The organism is Bacillus sp. GW823-FHT06A10, assembly GCF_058795375.1.
The window spans coordinates 1,954,718-1,973,531 of record NZ_JBXAHT010000001.1 but is presented as its reverse complement, the minus strand read 5'-3'; the positions used below and the strand labels follow the sequence as shown (position 1 = coordinate 1,973,531).

The 18,814-nt window shown below is 32.8% G+C and carries 13 protein-coding genes; 10 read left to right on the top strand and 3 right to left on the bottom strand.

The annotated features are described in order from the left end of the window. Positions 1 to 53 precede the first annotated feature (53 nt). Both AC1Q8M_RS09950 and AC1Q8M_RS09945 read left to right on the top strand, forming a co-directional pair. Positions 54 to 1,223 carry a ParM/StbA family protein gene (locus AC1Q8M_RS09950; RefSeq protein ID WP_000025622.1) on the top strand — a complete coding sequence of 390 codons (1,170 nt, stop codon included), beginning with the start codon at positions 54 to 56 and terminating at the stop codon, positions 1,221 to 1,223. Positions 1,224 to 1,234: 11 nt separating this feature from the next. Continuing rightward, positions 1,235 to 1,570, top strand: a complete 336-nt coding sequence (locus AC1Q8M_RS09945) for a hypothetical protein (protein WP_001257761.1) — start codon at positions 1,235 to 1,237, stop codon at positions 1,568 to 1,570. Positions 1,571 to 1,687: 117 nt separating this feature from the next. Here AC1Q8M_RS09945 and mleBCA read toward each other — a convergent pair whose 3' ends face one another. Next, positions 1,688 to 2,542 (bottom strand): BCA family alpha/beta fold macrolide esterase, encoded by an 855-nt coding sequence (gene mleBCA / locus AC1Q8M_RS09940; protein WP_001290781.1) that lies wholly within the window; start codon positions 2,540 to 2,542, stop codon positions 1,688 to 1,690. A 195-nt stretch (positions 2,543 to 2,737) separates the two neighbouring features. Here mleBCA and AC1Q8M_RS09935 point away from each other — a divergent pair, with 195 nt between their 5' ends. Further along, positions 2,738 to 3,664, top strand: a complete 927-nt coding sequence (locus AC1Q8M_RS09935) for an NADP-dependent oxidoreductase (protein WP_097997467.1) — start codon at positions 2,738 to 2,740, stop codon at positions 3,662 to 3,664. 127 nt (positions 3,665 to 3,791) lie between these two features. Here the strand turns inward: AC1Q8M_RS09935 and pdxR are convergent, their stop codons facing one another. Next, entirely contained in the window at positions 3,792 to 5,225 is a 1,434-nt protein-coding gene (gene pdxR / locus AC1Q8M_RS09930; protein WP_098256164.1) for a MocR-like pyridoxine biosynthesis transcription factor PdxR, read from the bottom strand. Positions 5,226 to 5,373: 148 nt separating this feature from the next. Here pdxR and AC1Q8M_RS09925 point away from each other — a divergent pair, with 148 nt between their 5' ends. Continuing rightward, on the top strand, positions 5,374 to 6,291 hold the full coding sequence (locus AC1Q8M_RS09925; RefSeq protein ID WP_000234339.1) for a DMT family transporter: 918 nt from the start codon (positions 5,374 to 5,376) through the stop codon (positions 6,289 to 6,291). Positions 6,292 to 6,376: 85 nt separating this feature from the next. Here AC1Q8M_RS09925 and secY read toward each other — a convergent pair whose 3' ends face one another. Next, on the bottom strand, positions 6,377 to 7,681 hold the full coding sequence (gene secY, locus AC1Q8M_RS09920) for a preprotein translocase subunit SecY (RefSeq protein ID WP_000490135.1): 1,305 nt from the start codon (positions 7,679 to 7,681) through the stop codon (positions 6,377 to 6,379). Between the two features lie 579 nt (positions 7,682 to 8,260). On the opposite strand from secY, the gene AC1Q8M_RS09915 reads away from it, so the two are divergent. The 6 genes from AC1Q8M_RS09915 (at position 8,261) to AC1Q8M_RS09890 (ending at position 18,788) form a co-directional block, all read left to right on the top strand. Further along, complete coding sequence (locus tag AC1Q8M_RS09915; RefSeq protein ID WP_000869614.1) at positions 8,261 to 8,749, top strand: AraC family transcriptional regulator; 489 nt, start codon at positions 8,261 to 8,263, stop codon at positions 8,747 to 8,749. A gap of 117 nt (positions 8,750 to 8,866) precedes the next feature. Then, the gene (locus AC1Q8M_RS09910) at positions 8,867 to 9,382 is read left to right on the top strand and encodes a DinB family protein (RefSeq protein ID WP_000379380.1); all 516 of its coding nucleotides are present in this window, start codon (positions 8,867 to 8,869) and stop codon (positions 9,380 to 9,382) included. Between the two features lie 527 nt (positions 9,383 to 9,909). Next, a complete protein-coding gene (locus AC1Q8M_RS09905) occupies positions 9,910 to 11,862 on the top strand; it encodes a bifunctional metallophosphatase/5'-nucleotidase (protein WP_098014952.1) in 1,953 nt (650 codons plus the stop codon). A 331-nt stretch (positions 11,863 to 12,193) separates the two neighbouring features. Next, the gene (locus tag AC1Q8M_RS09900; protein WP_000799184.1) at positions 12,194 to 13,897 is read left to right on the top strand and encodes a M4 family metallopeptidase; all 1,704 of its coding nucleotides are present in this window, start codon (positions 12,194 to 12,196) and stop codon (positions 13,895 to 13,897) included. Between the two features lie 484 nt (positions 13,898 to 14,381). After that, the gene (gene pulA / locus AC1Q8M_RS09895) at positions 14,382 to 16,940 is read left to right on the top strand and encodes a type I pullulanase (RefSeq protein WP_098855355.1); all 2,559 of its coding nucleotides are present in this window, start codon (positions 14,382 to 14,384) and stop codon (positions 16,938 to 16,940) included. A gap of 870 nt (positions 16,941 to 17,810) precedes the next feature. Further along, on the top strand, positions 17,811 to 18,788 hold the full coding sequence (locus AC1Q8M_RS09890; RefSeq protein WP_141533060.1) for a SagB/ThcOx family dehydrogenase: 978 nt from the start codon (positions 17,811 to 17,813) through the stop codon (positions 18,786 to 18,788). Positions 18,789 to 18,814: the final 26 nt, after the last annotated feature.

Here is an 18,814-nt window from a genome sequence, read left to right as displayed (position 1 = left end):
GAATGGGCTCGCATATATTTGGAAGGGATGTCAGATTAATTTAGGGGGTAGTTATGTCTATACTTTTAAAAGCTGGTGCAGATGCAGGAAACAACGGTTTGAAGTTAATGGTGAAAGGGCAAGACCCTATTTTTATTCCGAGTATTTATTCTTTATATATAGGTGAGCCTACAGGACTCTTAGACGAGGTAGATGTTTCATTATCTGAATTAGAAAACCACATTGATGTGACTATAAGTTCGCCATCGTTAATGCTAAATAATGTACGATACATCGTTGGAGAAAAAGTCATTCAAGATCAATTAAAAGGTACTGAGGTAGAGAAGAAATCAAATAAGTCAACGGATGAGTTAATGGTTATTACAATACTATCAGGTTTGGCGGTAAGCGCTATGCGTCAAAGTCCAACTTCTAGCCATATTAATATTCGATATGATTTATCTGTCGCTCTTCCTATGCAGCTTATTACACAAGAAATAGCTGCTGAAAATGCAAAACGTTATATGGGAAATCATAAGGTTATTTTCCATTATCCGAACGGACGCGATGTGACAATTAATGTTTCAATTGAGTATTGTAAATGCCTGCCTGAGGGTGCTTCTGGGACGTGGGGCATTGTATACGATGAAGAAGGAAATGTTGTGAAACATAAAATAGAATGTGAGCAAAATCAAGTTTCTGAAATTGATTTTGTAGATAAAACTCTACTCTCTTTTGATATTGGTGCAGGGACGACAGAAGAAGTCGTTTCATTAGGGGTAAATTTCCGTCCGCAACTAAGTAAAGGTTTATCTTATGGTGTAAAAGAGACGTTACTACAAATCATTACGAGATGGAACCGGAAGTATCCAACTAAGACGATTGATAGTATTACAGAATTCAATCAAATTTATTTAAATGATAAGCATCCGAGAAATACCTTATTAGTTGAGGAATCACAGCCAGCGCTATTAGGTTTAGCAGCACGTGTTGCAACAGATATTATAAATAAAATTGATGATATGAAAGACGATCCATACGTGTTTATTTATGGCGGGGGTGCAGTAATTATTAAAAACAGTTTAAAAATGATTTTAAAGCAAAAAGGACGACTCAAAAATGTAATCTTTGTAGATAATCCGTTATTTACAAATGCACGAGGATTATTAGTTTATACTTGTTCGCCAAAATATAGAGAGCATAAGCAAAAAGAGTTAGGATTTACAAACTTAACGATAAGTTAGTTGGTGGAAGTATGCGATCTAGGCGATATAAACGTGGTGATCGAGTAAAAATCAATATTCATAAATCGGTATCACCTGAAATGCTTGCGTGGCTGAATAAACAATCAAATCCAACTAATTTCTTCTTTTTTGCTGCGCAGCAATTATTTAAACAAGTAGGAGATATTGACGTTTCAAAAGCTTTACCAAGCAGCCATGTTTTCTCATTATATGTGGAGCCTTCATCCTTATTAAAAGTCGAAGTAAACCCTTTTAAAAACATGACACTAGAAGCAAATACATCCACTGAAAATGCAAAAAAAAAATTATGGGAATCTGTTGATCAATTAGATTGTCCATTTTTTTAAACATAGAAAAATATAAGAAGTCCCATCACTATACATATGAATACAGTGATGGGTTTTTGTTTGTAAATGGAAGGGGCACAATACAAATTGTGCCCCTTCTGTTAATTATTTGTTTGTCTAAATTTCAGATGTATGTTTAGAAACCGCAGTAATTATGCTTTCCCAATCATTTGGATGATTTTCATGACCTGCCCCTTTAAGAGTTAATAGTACTGAGTTTGGAATTTCATCAATTAGTGCGAGGCCATGTTCAAATGGGAGTGCTGTATCGTCTGTTCCGTGAATAACCAATGTTGGTGCTTGTATGGAGTGAAGTACACCTTCATATGCATCATCACCTTGAAGTAAAGCGTGATTAAACATACTTAATAAATTGTTTGCGCGTTCTATTTCTTGTTTTACTTGTGTATAAACTCTATTTTCATCAAATATTCGTTCTGATCCACATAATAGACGAGATCCTGAAACTAAATACTCTGCCACATCATTTTTATTTGTCCAATCTATACTTGCGCTCTTTACATGATGTGTTAAAATCCTTTCATCCATTGGGGGTAAATCGCGAGTATTATTATCAGATCCTATTATACTAGTCGCTAGTAAAGTTAGCGTCAAAATTCTTTCGGGATGTTTTACAGCGGCAATTTGAGCAATCATACCACCTAATGACATACCAAAAAGATGGGCTTTATCAATATGATAAGCGTCTAATACTCCGATTGCATCTTCAGCCATATCTGTTACTGAATAATTTGAAGTGCCAGGTTCATATGTAACAGAGCGTCCAACATCGCGATTATCAAAGCGAATAACAAATTTTCCTGTGTTCGCCAACTGTTCACAAAATTCTTCATCCCAATATATCATTGAACAAGTAGCTCCCATAATTAATAAAATAGCGGGATCATTAGAGTTACCGAAGCTTTCTGTACATATATCAATACCGTTTATTTTAAATATCTTTTCACTCATAAAGTTAGCCCCATTTCTTTTGAATTTAATTAAAAATACAATTTTGAATGATTCTAAGGTGTGTGTAAGATTCATTTTGGAATTCACAACGATTCATGCATAATTACCCCCAAAAATAAGTATATGGTAATTCAAGGCAAAAAATTTTGAGAAATAATTGTATGTTATTAAAATAAACAGCAAGGAGGAGAGGAAATGAAAGCAATTGTTATTGATCAATATGGTAGTGTTGAAGAATTAAAAGAAAGACAAGTTTTAAAACCGATTGTTAAGAATAATGAGGTATTAATACGTATTCATGCAACATCTGTTAATCCAGTTGATTGGAAAATAAGAAAAGGTGACTTACAAGAACAGTTACGCTTTTCATTTCCAATCACTTTAGGATTAGATGTAGCTGGAGTTATTGAAGAAATTGGAGAAGATGTAGAGTGTTTCAATATAGGAGATAAAGTGTTTACGAAACCTGAAAATATAGGAAGCGGCTCTTATGCTGAATTCATTGCAGTACAATTAGATTTAGTATCACATATGCCTAATAATATTAGTTACGAAGAAGCAGCTTCTATTCCTCTTGCAGGACTTACAGCGTGGCAAAGTCTTGTAGATTACGCAAAAATAAAAGAAAATGACCGTGTATTCATTCATGCTGGAGCTGGTGGCGTTGGAAGTTTGGCAATCCAAATCGCAAAATCATTTGGAGCTTTTGTTGCCACGACTGCTAGTAGTAAAAATAAAGAATTTTTACAGTCTTTAGGAGCGGATCTCGTTATTGATTATAAAAAAGATAAATTTGAAGAACTAGTATCAGATTTTGATATTGTGTTAGATACAATAGGTGGCGAAGTGCAAGAAAAAAGTTTTCGAATTATTAAACCTGGTGGTGTTCTAGTTTCCATTGTTCATGAACCACTACAAAAAGTAGAAGGAATAAAATCAGGATTTTTATGGCTAAAACCAAATGGAAAACAATTAGAAGAATTATCAGCTTTAATTGTAAACGGAAAAATCAAACCAATCATAAGTAAAGTGGTGCCATTTAATGAAGCAGGAGTTCGAGAAGCTCATATTTTGAGTGAAGGACAACATGTTAGAGGAAAGATTGTAGTTAAAGTGGAATGATAATAAAGATTACAGCTTATAGAGTAACTAGATTTGAATAACGAAAAAGCTCAACAATAGATAATATCCCATACTATACATTTTTATTTGCGGGTATTATTTATTGTTGGCTATTGTGATATTACTTCTAACAAATACTGTTTCGTATTGTATCGTGTAATTTCTCTAATCCAATTTCCATATCTTTCTCGTTTAACATTGAATAGCTAATTCTTAATTGGTTATCATTTGTTTCGTAATTTAATAGACAAGCTGTTCCTGGTAAAAAAGAGACATCTACTTCATTTGCTTTTTGTAATAAGGTAAAGGGATCTATCGAATCAGGCAGTGTCACCCATAAATTAAAACCGCCATTTGGTATTTCAAAGTTCAGTTCTTTTAATGGCGATAATATATCAATTGTTAAATCACGTCTCATTTGTAAAGCTGTTCGTAATTTTTCTAAATGATTTTTCATACGTTCCGCACGTAAAAACGGTAGAAGTGCCTTTTGTGTTAATAAAGGACTACCGATATCCATCGAACCTTTCACTGCATATAGCCATTCAAAAATAGGGCCACCGGCAATAAGTGCTGCAATACGCAATCCTGGTGCTAACGTTTTACTAAATCCTTTTATATATATTACGTGGCCATCCTTATCAAAACTTTTGATTGGAGGTGGTACTACAGCATCTTCAAAATATATTTCTCCGAAAGAATCATCTTCAATGATAAAAAATTGATATAGCTCCGCTAGTTCTATAAGTTCCATTCTTCGTTCTTTACTCATTACTGTACCTGTCGGGTTTTGGAAGGTCGGATTCGTATACAATAAAACGGGATTTTTACTTTGACAAATATCATCAATTAAGTCGGAGCGAACTCCATGATTATCAAGAGAAACAGGAATGATTTGAACACCTTTATTGATGAAAACATCAAGCGCGGCACTGTAACACGGACTTTCTACTAATACAGTATCTCCAGGTTTTAATAATGTTTGAGCAATTAAATCAATTCCTTGTTGTGCTCCGCTTGTAATTAATAATTGAGATGGGTCCGTCACTAATTTCTGGTGTTCATTTAAGTAATTTGCTATTTCAACTCGCAATTCATAATCGCCTTGAACTGGCCCATATGTTGCTAACAACATCGGATTTTTATCTAGCAATTTATGCATTTCGTCTGCCAAAAATGGATTTGGTAACAGACGGGGATACAGAATTGCTTGTGAAAAATCATAATATTTACGGTGTTTATTCATTACATATTGAGAACGCATAACATTAATAGATCTTGATTGTTGCCATTTATACGGTATCGGTTTGAAATCTTTCTTTACACGTTTATATATGTAAGCACCTTTTCCTTGTTCGATGCGTATATACCCTTTCGTTTCTAACTGTTTATAAGCTTTACGAACAGTTAATACATTGATTTGTAAATCTGTGGCCATACAACGTAAAGAAGGAAGGGATTCACCATGTGAAAGCATACCACTTTGTACTCTTTCAACAATTTGCATATATATTTGCTTGTAATACGGTATGTTTGATTCTTTACGCAATACAATCTTCATAGGTTCACCTATTTTTCTTTTTAATTTAATTAAAGCGAAAAATATATAGGGAATCAACTACAACTTGAAGTAACTGTTATATGTACCGATACACTGTTATACACCATAGCCTCTATACTCATTTTAAGAGTAAAAAGGAGGAAGTAAAATGGTCATTTTTAATTACATTTTAGTATGTATTATTTTCGGGACAACATTTTTAACGATTAAAATTGGAATTGAAGCAGGGGCGCCACCGTTGTTTTCAGCAGGAATTCGCTTCTTTTTAGCGGGTATAATCCTTATGATTATTTTTAAATTAAAGCGAAAAGAAATTATGCCACATATATTTTCAAAACGTATTATGTATGCTGGATTTTGTTTAACATTTATGACATTCGCAAGTTTATATTGGTCAGAACAATATATTTCTTCGGGATTAGCTGCTGTTCTTTCTGCTACGGGACCAATGATGATTTTATTAATACAAGCAAAGAGGAATAGGGAGAAATTACAAAAGGAACAACTCGTTGCCTTAGTTATTGCACTAATAGGTGTTATATTTGTTTCTTTACCAGGAATGCATCAACAAGTAAGTTTCATATGGAGTATTGCTTGTATTGTTTTAGTTATAGGAGAGTTATTTTACGGAATAGGCTCTATTCGTTCGAAAGAAATACTTTCAGATTTATCAAATGTATCACCATTTCTTATTAACGGAATTCAAATGTTTTATGGAGGGATTTTACTATTAATCGCATCTATTATTGTAGAACAACCAAATGTAACTGTATTAACTTCATGGAGTGTACAATGGCCTATTTTATATCTCATATTTATCGGATCGATCGGTGGACACGGATTATATTACTGGCTCTTATCAAAAACAAACCCAGTATTTCCATCGACGTGGTTATATGTATCACCATTAATAGCAATTATCGTAGGTTATATCGTATTAGGAGAACCCTTAAATCCTACAATGGGAATGGGAGCTTGTCTTATATTGATTGGTGTATTTTTGGCCAATCGTTCAACACTACGGACTTATTTCAAAAAAGGGCGGTTATTAGAGAAGGAGATGTAGTTTAATAAAGCAACAGCCCTGTATATTACAGGACTGATAAAATCAAAAACACAGTTGGAAAAATAACCAACTGTGTTTTTGATAATTAATTCACTTTTTTAATAAAGCCTTTATAATGACGTTTTACAAGCTGGCTTTCTAAAGTCTTCATGGTTTCTAGTGCTACACCGACAATGATAAGTAAGCTTGTACCACCAATTTGAGCAGAAGGTGGTAACGTAGCAATTTTCGTGAATACGAGCGGTAATATAGAAATTGCACCTAAGAAAATTGCACCAATAAATGTTAAACGGTATAAAATTTTAGTTACATATTGTTCAGTTGCTTTACCAGGACGAATACCAGGAACATATCCATTTTGCTTTTTCAAATTCTCAGCCATTTGTTCAGGATTTACTTGAATAAATGCGTAGAAGTATGTGAAAGCAACGATAAGACCGACATAAAGTGTCATTCCAATTGGATGTGCGAAATCAAGATTTGCAACTAACCATTTTGATACGCTTGAATCAGGGAAGAGCTGCGCAATTGTACGCGGCGTCATTAAAAATGCAGAAGCAAAGATAACTGGTATAACACCAGCACTATTTACTTTAAGCGGTAAATGAGTGTTTTTTGCTCCTTGATATTGATTGTTTCCTGAAACAGCTTTTGCATATTGGATCGGTATTTTACGTACAGCTTGTTGAATGTAAATAACACCAACAACTATCGCTAAAATTACGAGTCCAATTAAAACAATTTTTATTATGTGCATAAATAGCTGATCGCCAGCATTTTGGAATTGTTGTAAATAAATTTGATTTGCAACATTTGGAATCGCGGCAACGAGACCTGCGAAGATAATCATCGAAATACCATTACCAACTCCGTTAGCGGTAATTTGTTCGCCTAACCAAAGTAAAAATGCAGTACCTGCAGTTAAAACTGTCGCAATAAATAAGTATGTAGTCCAGCTTTGATCTGTTATTAATTGTCCACCTGCTATATTATTAAAGCCATAAGACATTCCGATGGCCTGTATGAATGCGAGAATGATTGTAAAGTATCGAGTGAATTGAGCTGATTTCTTACGCCCCATTTCTCCTTGCTTTGCCCATTCCGAAAACTTAGGTATAACATCCATTTGTAGTAATTGTACTATGATGGAAGCTGTAATATATGGTGTAATACCTACAGCAAAGATTGAGAAATGTTGCAATGCTCCTCCACCAAATACGTTTAACATACCTAGAACGTTAGCTTGATCTTGTACTTTTAATACCTCTGCGTTAGTATGAGGAACTGGAATAAACGTGCCAATTCGAAAAACGATTAACATCGCTAGTGTAAAAAGGATTTTCCTTCTTATCTCAGCTACTCTCATGAAATTTGAAATCGTACGAAACATTATGTCGCCTCCTATATTTTTATCAGTAAAAACTGATTATTATACCCTATGAAGTAACCACAAACCTCCTTCCGCACTAAATTCATTTGACAAATGGATTTTCATACACTTTGTAGTTTTCACGGATATAAAAATATAAGGTGTTATATAAGCGACCTTTACACTTTACGTAATCATTCAATACCCATAATATATCGAATAAATTAACAAATGTACATACATACGCATTAAAAATGAATAAATAGGGTCATTTTTTACATTTATTTAATGATAAATTGATAGGACATTATACTGGTAAATGCGCTTCGTATATTCCTTTAATCAATTAAAATCCTCCACCTTTTTATTTTCTTACAATTAATATATCGATTTAAAAAGAATGTAAAATCAAATAAAAGTATGAAAGTACATACTACTTTAGTAGTAGTAATAGTAATCAATTATATTTCAATTAAAATTCATCTCCCGCTGATTAAAGTTTCACTTTATATGATTAGAGAATTCTTTTAATTTAAGAAGGAATAAATGTTAAAAAAAGCTAATTAAACAGTGTACATATTTATAGGGGAGAAGATATAAATGAAAGTTGTTATAAAAAAATTACCACCATTAGAAGTAGCGTATATAAGACGAACTGGTAGCTACTTTGAACCGCAAGATCACTGGGGGAAGTTACTGAACTGGTCAATTGAAAATAAACTGTATCCACCAGAGCAATCATTTATCGGAATATCATTAGATAATCCTGAACTTGTTGCAAGTCATAAGTGCCGGCATGATGCATGTGTTACGATTCCTGAAAACTTCGATAAAGAAAAGTATCATGATGTGCAATTTAAAAGATTAGATGGAGGTACATATGGTCTATACCAGTTCTATGATGAACCTCATAAATTAAGTGAAGCGTATCAATACATGTATGCAGAGTGGCTACTAAATAGTGAGTATGGTGCAGATTATGATAGAGATAATTTAGAGTTTTGCTTAAATAATGTTGCTGAAGATCTAGAAGGAAAGTTAAAGGTTGATTTATTTGTGCCAATTAAAAACATACAAAAAAACAAATAACTTCATTTGTGGCTTTAAAATGAAATTGGAATAGTAGTGAAAGAAAATCTGTTTTCGAAGATAATATTTTTAGCGTAGAAATTTAAGTATGTAGGTTGCAATGAAAGGAGAATCCGCATGGATACATTTGTAAATGAAAAGTTTTATGAAACGAGAAATCAATTAGTTGAGGAAATTTCTTTGTTGAGTGATGCTCAATTTAATAGGAAACCAGATAAGGATAAATGGAGTATTGCACAAGTTTGTCATCATTTAGTTTTATTAGATGAGAGAGTGATAACAGTTATTTCCTCAGGGTTAAAAAAGTTAGATAGTACCCAAAATGTGCGTAAAGAAATTCATACTATTTTATTAGATAGAACGAAAAAGTTTATAGCTCCAGAAATGATTGAACCAAGTATAGAACCATTTGAAGTGGAGCAAATGCTCAATATGCTAAACGAATCAAGAAAAGAATTGATGCGTTTCCTGAGTACAATAGAAGATGAGTCTGTATTAGCGAAAAAATCAGTGATGCATCCAGCTCTTGGAGAATTGCCCCTTGATCAGTGGATAGAACTGATCTATTTGCATGAACAGCGTCATATGTTACAAATCAAAGAGATAAAATTGCTTTGTGAAATTGAAAAGTAAAAATTATTCCCTAGTTATTGATACGTATTATAAACAAGGAAAATGGTTGATTCATATTGATTCAGAAGAAAACAAAAATAGAATGAAATTAGTTGAAAGTGACCAATAAGCTTAAGAAAATATGAAACTATCCGATTTTCTGTATAAGTGTAACCCCGTCTTAAATGAAGAGCGGGGTTATTTTTTTTGAAAGTGTTTTTATTTAGAAGGAAATAAATCAGCAACGAAATTCAAAAAATTAATCATCATAACATATTGTATATGCCCGTTTTAATAAATTGAAATAATGATAAATGATATGTTCTTATTTTGAAAGTACACTTCACACGCTTAAGGAAGGAGTATTCTGTCAGAAAACGATAAAATACAATTCTGTTAGGGGATGTATGCAATTTATTCTCTTTATTTTTGCAACAGAACCACCTTCAAAATTATCTTTTGTAGTTGAAGTTTCCTGAATAATAAGTTACATTTTTAAAGTTCAAGCAACTTTATGAAAGTACAAAAAGGGGAGAAATATTATTATTATGCAAAAAATGAAATGGAAGAACTATGTATGTTACTTTGTAATTCTATTACTGCTTGGAACGGCAGTAATAGTCAAACCATCTATCTCTAAGGCTGAGGAATCTGAAGTTAATATTACATTGTTAGGTACTGCAGATATTCATGGTAGATTTATGCCTTGGGATTATGCGCTTGATGGAGCAAATATGAGTGGAAGTTTGACGCAGCTTTATACGGTTATAAAGAAGGTCCGTCAAGAAAATCCAAATACCATATTAGTAGATGCCGGGGATACAATTCAAGGAAACTCAGTAGAATTATTCAACGATAAGCCACAATCGCCAATGATGGTAGCGATGAATACAATGGGATATGATGCCTGGGCATTTGGAAATCATGAATTCAACTTTGGATTAGATACATTGAAAAAAGTTAGTGAGCAATATAAGGGAAAAACGTTAGCAGGAAATATTTATAAGGAAAATGGAGAGCGCTTTCTTCCTGCATATACAATTGTAGAAAAAGATGGAATTAGAGTTGGGATTATTGGTATGAATACACCAATGATTAGTGATTTTGAAAAAGGGACAGATCACTTAGATGGTTTAGTGGTGAAAAATCCGGTAGAAGAGACGAAAAAGGCAATTAAGGAATTAGAAGGTAAAGTAGATGTAATGGTAGGAGTTATGCATATGGGATTAGAAAATGAGAATGGTATCCCTGGTACTGGTGTTCAAGATATTGCAAATGCTTGTCCGGAACTAAGCGCTATTTTTGCGGCTCACATGCATAAACTTGTAAAAAAAGAAGTTGTAAATGGCGTAATTATTACAGAGCCAGATAAATATGGAACACATATTTCACGTATTGACCTTACTTTTACAAAGCAAGATGGGAAGTTGGTTTTTAAAGATAAAACTGCTACCGCTATACCTGTAAAAAATGCTGATGGAACAACGATATTATCTGATCCTACACTTGAAGAAACACTAACACCTTTTCACGAATATGCGAGAGGAGATGCAAATGTTGTAGTCGCTCAATTAAAGGGTAGAAATCTTGTTCCTGAAAATGAAATAAAGGGTATTCCAAGTGTTCAGATTCAAGAAACACCTTTATCAGATTTCTTTCATGAAGTCATGCTCTACTACAGTAAAGCAGATGTAGTAGCCCATCAAATTGATAATGATTATGCCCGTTTGGATACAGGTCCTATTAAGAAAAAAGATATTGCGTACAATTACCAATATGCCTTGGGAGAAATTACAGTATATAAGATTTCTGGAAAAGATTTAAAAGACTATATGGAATGGGCAGCAGGATATTTTAACTCATCTCGTGCCGGAGATGTAACCGTTAGCTTTGATAAAACCCGCCGTGCATCTAAATACAGTACGAACGATTTCTTTGGAGGCGTAAAATACGAAATTGACTTAACAAAACCATACGGAAGCAGAATTACAAATTTACGCTCTATTCGTACAAACAAACCAATCAAAATGAGCGATGTTATGACGCTGGGAATGAATGCATATAGAATGGAGGCTCTTCAGGCAAAAGGGGGAGCTTTAGAGGGGCGTAAGTTTGAACAAATTTGGTCATCTAAACAAGAGAATGCATTCGGAGAAACAGGTGGAACCATTCGTAACCTTGCTATTACATATTTAAAAGAAGTAAAGAACGGTGTATACACACCGAAAGTTATGCATAATTGGAAAATTACTGGTGTAGATTTACATTCTTCAGAGCATAAGGCTGTAGTTGATCTTGTAAATAAAGGGATTTTAGAAATTCCAAAAACAGAAGACGGAAAATACACAAATATAGCATCTATAAATACGAAAGATTCAATTACAAAAGAAGAGATTGTAGCACTCTCACAAAAAGCAAATATTAATCCAAATCAGTTTAAGCATATAAAAACAAAAGGTGAATTTTACAAAAAACTTAGTAGGATTACTAAAAAAATATAAATTATAAGGTTTCTTATAGTAATTGTTATTTTAATAGCATTAAACCCACTCTTAATAGTAAAGAGTGGGTTTTTATGTTGTTATTTAGATGTAAGTGCACTTTTATTAGAATGAATATAGATAATTAACCAATTGGATGAGCGCCTAAAAGGACTCTTTTTTATTCAAATTAATGTTCATATGTGTTCCGTTCATTATTTATAATATTGACCACAATTTATGTAATTTTGCATAATGTTACATAAATTGTGTATTTTCTCTTTTTTCCGACAGAAATAGACAGTATACTTTGTACAAGCTTTCTATTTCAAAAATTATACGAGGTGAAATAATGAAAAACACAAAGACATTAACTAAGGTAGCATTAACAACAGGATTAGCTTTAACAGCTGTGGCACCATATGGGGTAGGTCATGCAGAGGAAACAGATCAGTTACAAGTTCAAATTCAGGAGGAATCGTTCCGTTCGGGTGAACTTACACAACCGTCACAAAAGGCACCAGAAAATGTAGTAAAGGATGCACTTAAGGAGAAAACAGAGCAAGCTCTGTCCCAAAAACAAGTCAATGGAGAAGCAGGAGTAGATTATAAAGTCCTTCAAAAACGTGGTTCGTATGATGGAACTACACTTGTACGTATGCAGCAAACATACGAAGGAAAAGAAGTATATGGCCATCAATTAACTGCACATGTAGATAATAATGGTGTTATTAAAAGTGTTTCAGGTGATAGCGCGCAAAATTTAAAACAAGAAGAATTGAAAAAACCTATTAATCTATCAAAAGATGAAGCAAAACAATTTATTTATACGAAGTACGGGAACGATATCAAGTTTATTACTGAGCCAGAAGTTAAAGAGGTTATTTTTGTTGATGAAAATAATGGACAAGCTAAAAATGCATACCAAGTTACCTTTGAAGCCGCAACACCAAACTATGTTTCTGGTACTTATTTAGTAAATGCACAAAATGGTGATATGTTAAAAAATATGGTACAAGAATCTAACTTAAAGGCCAGTGACAAACTAGTTGGAGCTTTAAAGAAAAGTAAACAAAGCAGTCTTACATCATTAACTGGAACAGGAAAAGATGATTTAGGTATTTCTCGTTCATTTGGTATCTCTAAACAAAGTAATGGCAAATATGCTCTTGCTGATTATACAAGAGGGCAAGGGATTGAAACATATGATGTGAATTACAAAGATATTACTAAAGAAGAAAGCTATTATCCTGGTACATTAGCGACTAGTACTTCGGCAACATTTAACGATCCAAAAGCGGTAAGTGCTCATTACTTAGCAACAAAAGTATTTGATTTTTATAAAGATAAATACAAGCGTAATAGCTTTGATAATAAGGGACAAAAGGTAGTTTCAGTTGTACACGCTTGGGATTCTGAAGAGACGAATGATCCGAAGAATTGGCAGAATGCATTAAGTGCTAATAATGGAAGTATGCTTGTATATGGTGATCCTATTGTTAAAGCATATGACGTAGCTGGACATGAATTTACACATGCTGTTACTTCTAGCGAATCTAATCTTGAATATTACGGGGAATCTGGTGCGATTAATGAGGCACTATCTGATATTATGGGAACATCTATTGAGAAATACGTAAATAATGGAAACTTTAACTGGACAATGGGAGAACAAACAGGATCTGTTTTCCGTGATATGGAAAACCCAGCTTCTGTTCCATCTTCACTAGGAGTACCTTATCCAGATGATTACAGTGAATTTAACGATTTTAATGGATGGGATCAAGGCGGTGTTCATTTTAATTCAAGTATTATTAATAAAGTTGCGTATCTCATTGCAAAAGGCGGAACTCATAACGGAGTGACTGTTAAAGGAATTGGTGAAGATAAAATGTTTGATATTTTCTATTATGCAAATACTGATGAGTTAAACATGACTTCTAATTTCAAAGAATTGAGATCAGCATGTATTCGAGTGGCAACTAATAAATATGGTGCGAATACAGCTGAAGTTCAAGCAGTTCAAAAGGCATTTGATGCAGCAAAAATTAAGTAATTTAGAAACATAGTCATCATTCATATATTAATACATTATGAAAAACAGCTAATATCATTTTAAGGATATTAGCTGTTTTTTTACGTAGCTATGTATTGTTGAAAATAAACTGACTAAGCAATAATTAGGTGCGTTATCTATAAGAAGTTGCGACAAATAAATAAGGTTTAAAGTGTGTAAAAACAGAAAATTAATAATATATTGACCTCTTGATAGAAAGTCTATAAAATGAAAGCGATAACAAACGATTGCTTTAAAATGATTTCCCTGACCTTTTAGCATTTACAAATATATGAGGGCATACACAAATCTATTTTTTTAACTATTAATGCAAACGTTTTCATATTAAAAGGTCATTGAAATACATACGTGAAAATAGCCAATATGGAGGTGAATTAAAAGAGATTTCTAGATTAATTTAAGCAGTGTTATTCAGTGTAAGCATAATAAATCGCTAGTAATATTTGAAGAAAGGGTGTATGTGGTGCAAATTACAAAAAGATTAATTAACAAAACAGTTTTATTACTTACTTTAATCGTTATGTTATCATCTGTTTTCTCCTTTCAGGGTGTGAGGGCAGTTTCAAATTCGAAAACAACTGAAGTTATCATTCATTACAAAGAGAAGCTTGGTAATACAAAAGACTGGAATCTTTGGTTATGGGGTCAAAATGCAAATGGTACATCTTATGAATTTACTGGTGAAGATGAATTTGGAAAATACGCTAAGATAAAAATAGACGGTGACTATAATCGTGTAGGATTTATAGTTCGAACAAATGAATGGGAAAAAGATGGTGGAGATCGTTGGATTGAAAATATAAAGGATGGTCGTGCTGAAGTATGGATTCTTTCGGGTGATGAAAAAGTATATAACTCTAAGCCTTCTTCAGATCTCTCAATTCAAAAAGCAACTATTGATAGTTTCCATGAAATTACTGTAACGACTAATGTCCCATTTAATATTAGGAAAAAGAAAATTGAAATTGAAGGCATTACAATTAAGAATATTAGTCCTTATGATATAAACAGTGGAGATATTACTAATAAGGTTAAAATAATTACGGAACAGAAAATTGATTTAAAACAAACATACAAAGTTAAAATAGAAAACTTAGCTGATACGAATACTGAAATTGGTAAAGTCATTCGTAGCGAGGAATTTGATAATTTATTTTATTATAGTGGTAACGATTTAGGGAATACATATACCGCGCAACATACAAAGTTCCGTTTATGGGCTCCTACTGCAAGTGAAGCGAAGTTAGTTACATATAAAAAATGGAACGATAAAATAGGTACTGAAATAAACATGCAACAAGGTGAAAAGGGAACTTGGACAGCAGAACTAAAAGGGAACCAAAAAGGGCTCTTTTATACGTATAAGGTCAAAATTGGTGATAAGTGGACTGAAGCAGTTGATCCGTATGCACGTGCTGCTTCTGTAAATGGAGATAAAGGTGCAGTCGTTAATTTAAAAGAAACAAATCCGAAAAAATGGAAAGCAAACAAAAAGCCAAAATTTAAAAATCCGGAAGATGCTATTATTTATGAGTTACATGTACGTGATCTTTCCATCCAACCTGAAAGTGGTATTAAACAGAAAGGGAAGTATTTAGGTGTAACAGAAAAAGGAACAAAAGGGCCAGAAGGTGTAAAAACAGGACTTGATCATATAAAGGATCTAGGTGTTACTCACGTTCAGTTTTTACCGATATTTGATTATGCTTCAGTAAATGAAGAGACTTTAAATGAACCGCAATATAACTGGGGATATGACCCTAAAAATTTCAACGTTCCAGAAGGCTCCTATTCTACAAATCCTTATGAGCCAACTGTTCGAATAACTGAATTAAAGCAAATGGTTCAAATACTACATGATAATAATCTTCGTGTGGTAATGGATGTAGTATATAACCATATGTATAACGCTGCTGAATCTAATTTCCATAAGTTAGTTCCAGGTTATTATTATCGTTACAATGAAGATGGAACATTTGCAAATGGAACTGGAGTAGGAAATGATACTGCTTCAGAAAGAAAAATGATGAGGAAATTTATGATAGATTCCGTCACATATTGGGCAAAAGAATACAATTTAGATGGATTCCGTTTTGATTTAATGGGTATTCATGATTATGAAACGATGAATGAAATACGTAAAGCTGTTAATCAAATTGACCCTTCTATTATACTACACGGAGAAGGATGGGATTTAAATACACCTCTTGCAGCTGAGCTGAAAGCAAATCAAAAAAATGCAGAGAAAATGAAAGGGATTGCTCATTTTAACGATAATATACGTGATGGGTTGAAAGGTAGTGTATTTGAGGAAAAGGAAAATGGTTTTATAAATGGAAAGGAAAACATGGAAGATCGTATTAAAAAAGGTATTACGGCAGGTATTGACTACGATACAAATTCGTCTACCTATCAAGATCCGGAACAGGTATTAACTTATGTGGAAGCACATGACAATCATACATTATGGGATAAACTTGAGTTAACTAATTCAGGTGACAGTGAAGAAGTGCGAAAACAAATGCACAAATTGTCTTCTTCAATTTTATTAACATCACAAGGAATTCCATTTTTACATGCAGGGCAAGAGTTTATGCGGACGAAATACGGTGATCATAATAGTTACAAATCTCCAGATTCAATTAACCAGATGGATTGGCTGCGCCGTGCAACGTTTAATAATGAAGTAGATTATATGAAGGGTTTAATAGAATTACGCAAAAAGTACTCAGCTTTTCGAATGACATCTGCAGAGCAAATAAAAACACACGTATCATTTATTGATGCTCCGAAAAATACTGTAGCTTATACAATAGAGGGGAATAAAAATGAATACTTTACAGTGGCTCACAATGCAAATAGAGAAGCTGTTGAAATAACACTTCCATCGAAAGGGCCTTGGAAAGTACTAGTAGACAGCAAGCAGGCGGGAAGTAAACCACTTTATGTTGTCCATGACAATAAAATTAAAGTTCCTGCATTAAGTTCATTTGTCTTAAAAACAGAGAAACCGATTAAATAAAAGCGAAGAATGTGGAAATAAATACTGCATTGAGCAAATTTAATAAGGATTGCAAATGAAAAAAGCGAAGTGAAGATTATTCTCACTTCGTTTTTAAAGTTAATGTAATATAATTTCACATACTGTAATTATATTACAATTTAATAAAAGAAATAAGCAATAGATTATTTCTTTTGTGGCAGTAGGAGAAGAAGATATCTTTGAGTTTATTTATAAAATTATCTGAAATACATTCATAATTCAGATAATGTTTATTATATATTCGAACATATAACGAACTAGATGTTCGAGTTGTATTAATTCCTACAAATCGTTTAAAAATAACAAAGGCGTAAAAAGTATATGGAATTAAAATAGAGAAAAGACACCATTTAAGGTGTCTTTTCTCTATTTTGAATATGAAATGTAACTAACTCGATTCTATGTAATAGTATGTGATATTTTCACACTAACTGATTAAGAAAAATTTAAAACTCTTTTCTTAATCTATTTGTAATAAATTACATCATAAAATTTTATCAATATAATAAATAAAACTTTCTCAACATTATTTGATTTAATAACTATATTCAACCGCTCTCCAATCCATTACAATAATTTCACATTGGAAATACATGAATATTCTCAATGTTATAAATGGTTTATACCTTATAGGATTACTATGGGAAAGGATGTGAAATATCCAAAAAAAAATCATTTTTTATGATGAAATAAAAAATTTTAATGAAGAAAAAGTTATTTCATTATTTTCAAGTTTCGTTAAAGTGCATGTATTTATAATCACTATGAGACAAGGAACTGAATTTTAAAAAATTTTGAAGATTAGAAAATTGCATTTCAAAAATAAGTTAAACGTTTATGGAGGATTATATGAGCGAGAAAATTTATTACTGGTCTCCGATTAAGCATTGGGAGAAGTTGCATAATGAAGTTTTGATAGGGGAAATGAGATTTACAGGTATTCTGTCTGAGTGGTTTCCTGATCTTTATTTTATGGCTCAAAAAGGTGTGAAAATCAGTGAACTAGTAGAGCGCTTTTCATTAGGAAATGTAGAAGAGACACAAAAAAACATAGAGCTCATGATAAAAAATCGTGTGTTAGTAAGTAACATATTACACCCAAGAGAAGTATTTTCTTCACAAGAAAAGATTTTTTCAAATCCATATAGCAACCAGATTCGCTTTTCTAAAGAAAAGTTAGATAAGTATATGAGTGAACAATTAAATCGCATGCACGTTGCTGCACGGTCGACCGAAATTCAACTTGAAACAACAAATGAGCTACCTACTATAATTAAGGAACGTAGATCTTGTCGTCAATTTGATATGGAAAAACATATTAGTTTTTCGGAATTTTCCCGATTCTTATCAACTCTAAAACAGGTTAGGGAAGAAAAAATATACTATCATTACGCAAGTGCAGGCGGGCTCTATCCCATTGATATCTTTGTTTATGTAAAACCAAAACGTATAGAGGGTATGAAAGCTGGATTTTATTATTATAACCCATCAAAAAATAGTCTTGTGATTGTAAACAGCATTGATGAAGTAATCAAAAGTGATCATGAGTTAATTAATCAGGATTTATTTACTCAATCTGCCTTCTCAGTTTATTTGGTTTATAATGCGAACGCTTCCATCCCGAAATACGGTTCAGATGGATATTTATTTGCTTGTATTGAGTCAGGCATTATCACTGCTACCTTAAATATGGTTGCTGAAACATTAAATTTAGGGGTTTGTTCAGTTGGTCATATGAAATTTGAAGATATTCAGCAATTTTTATGTTTGGATAATCATCAAGTGTTTCTCCATGGGCTTGAAGTTGGCTTAAAAATTAACGAGTAGAAGAAATGAATATTAGGGGGATAAAG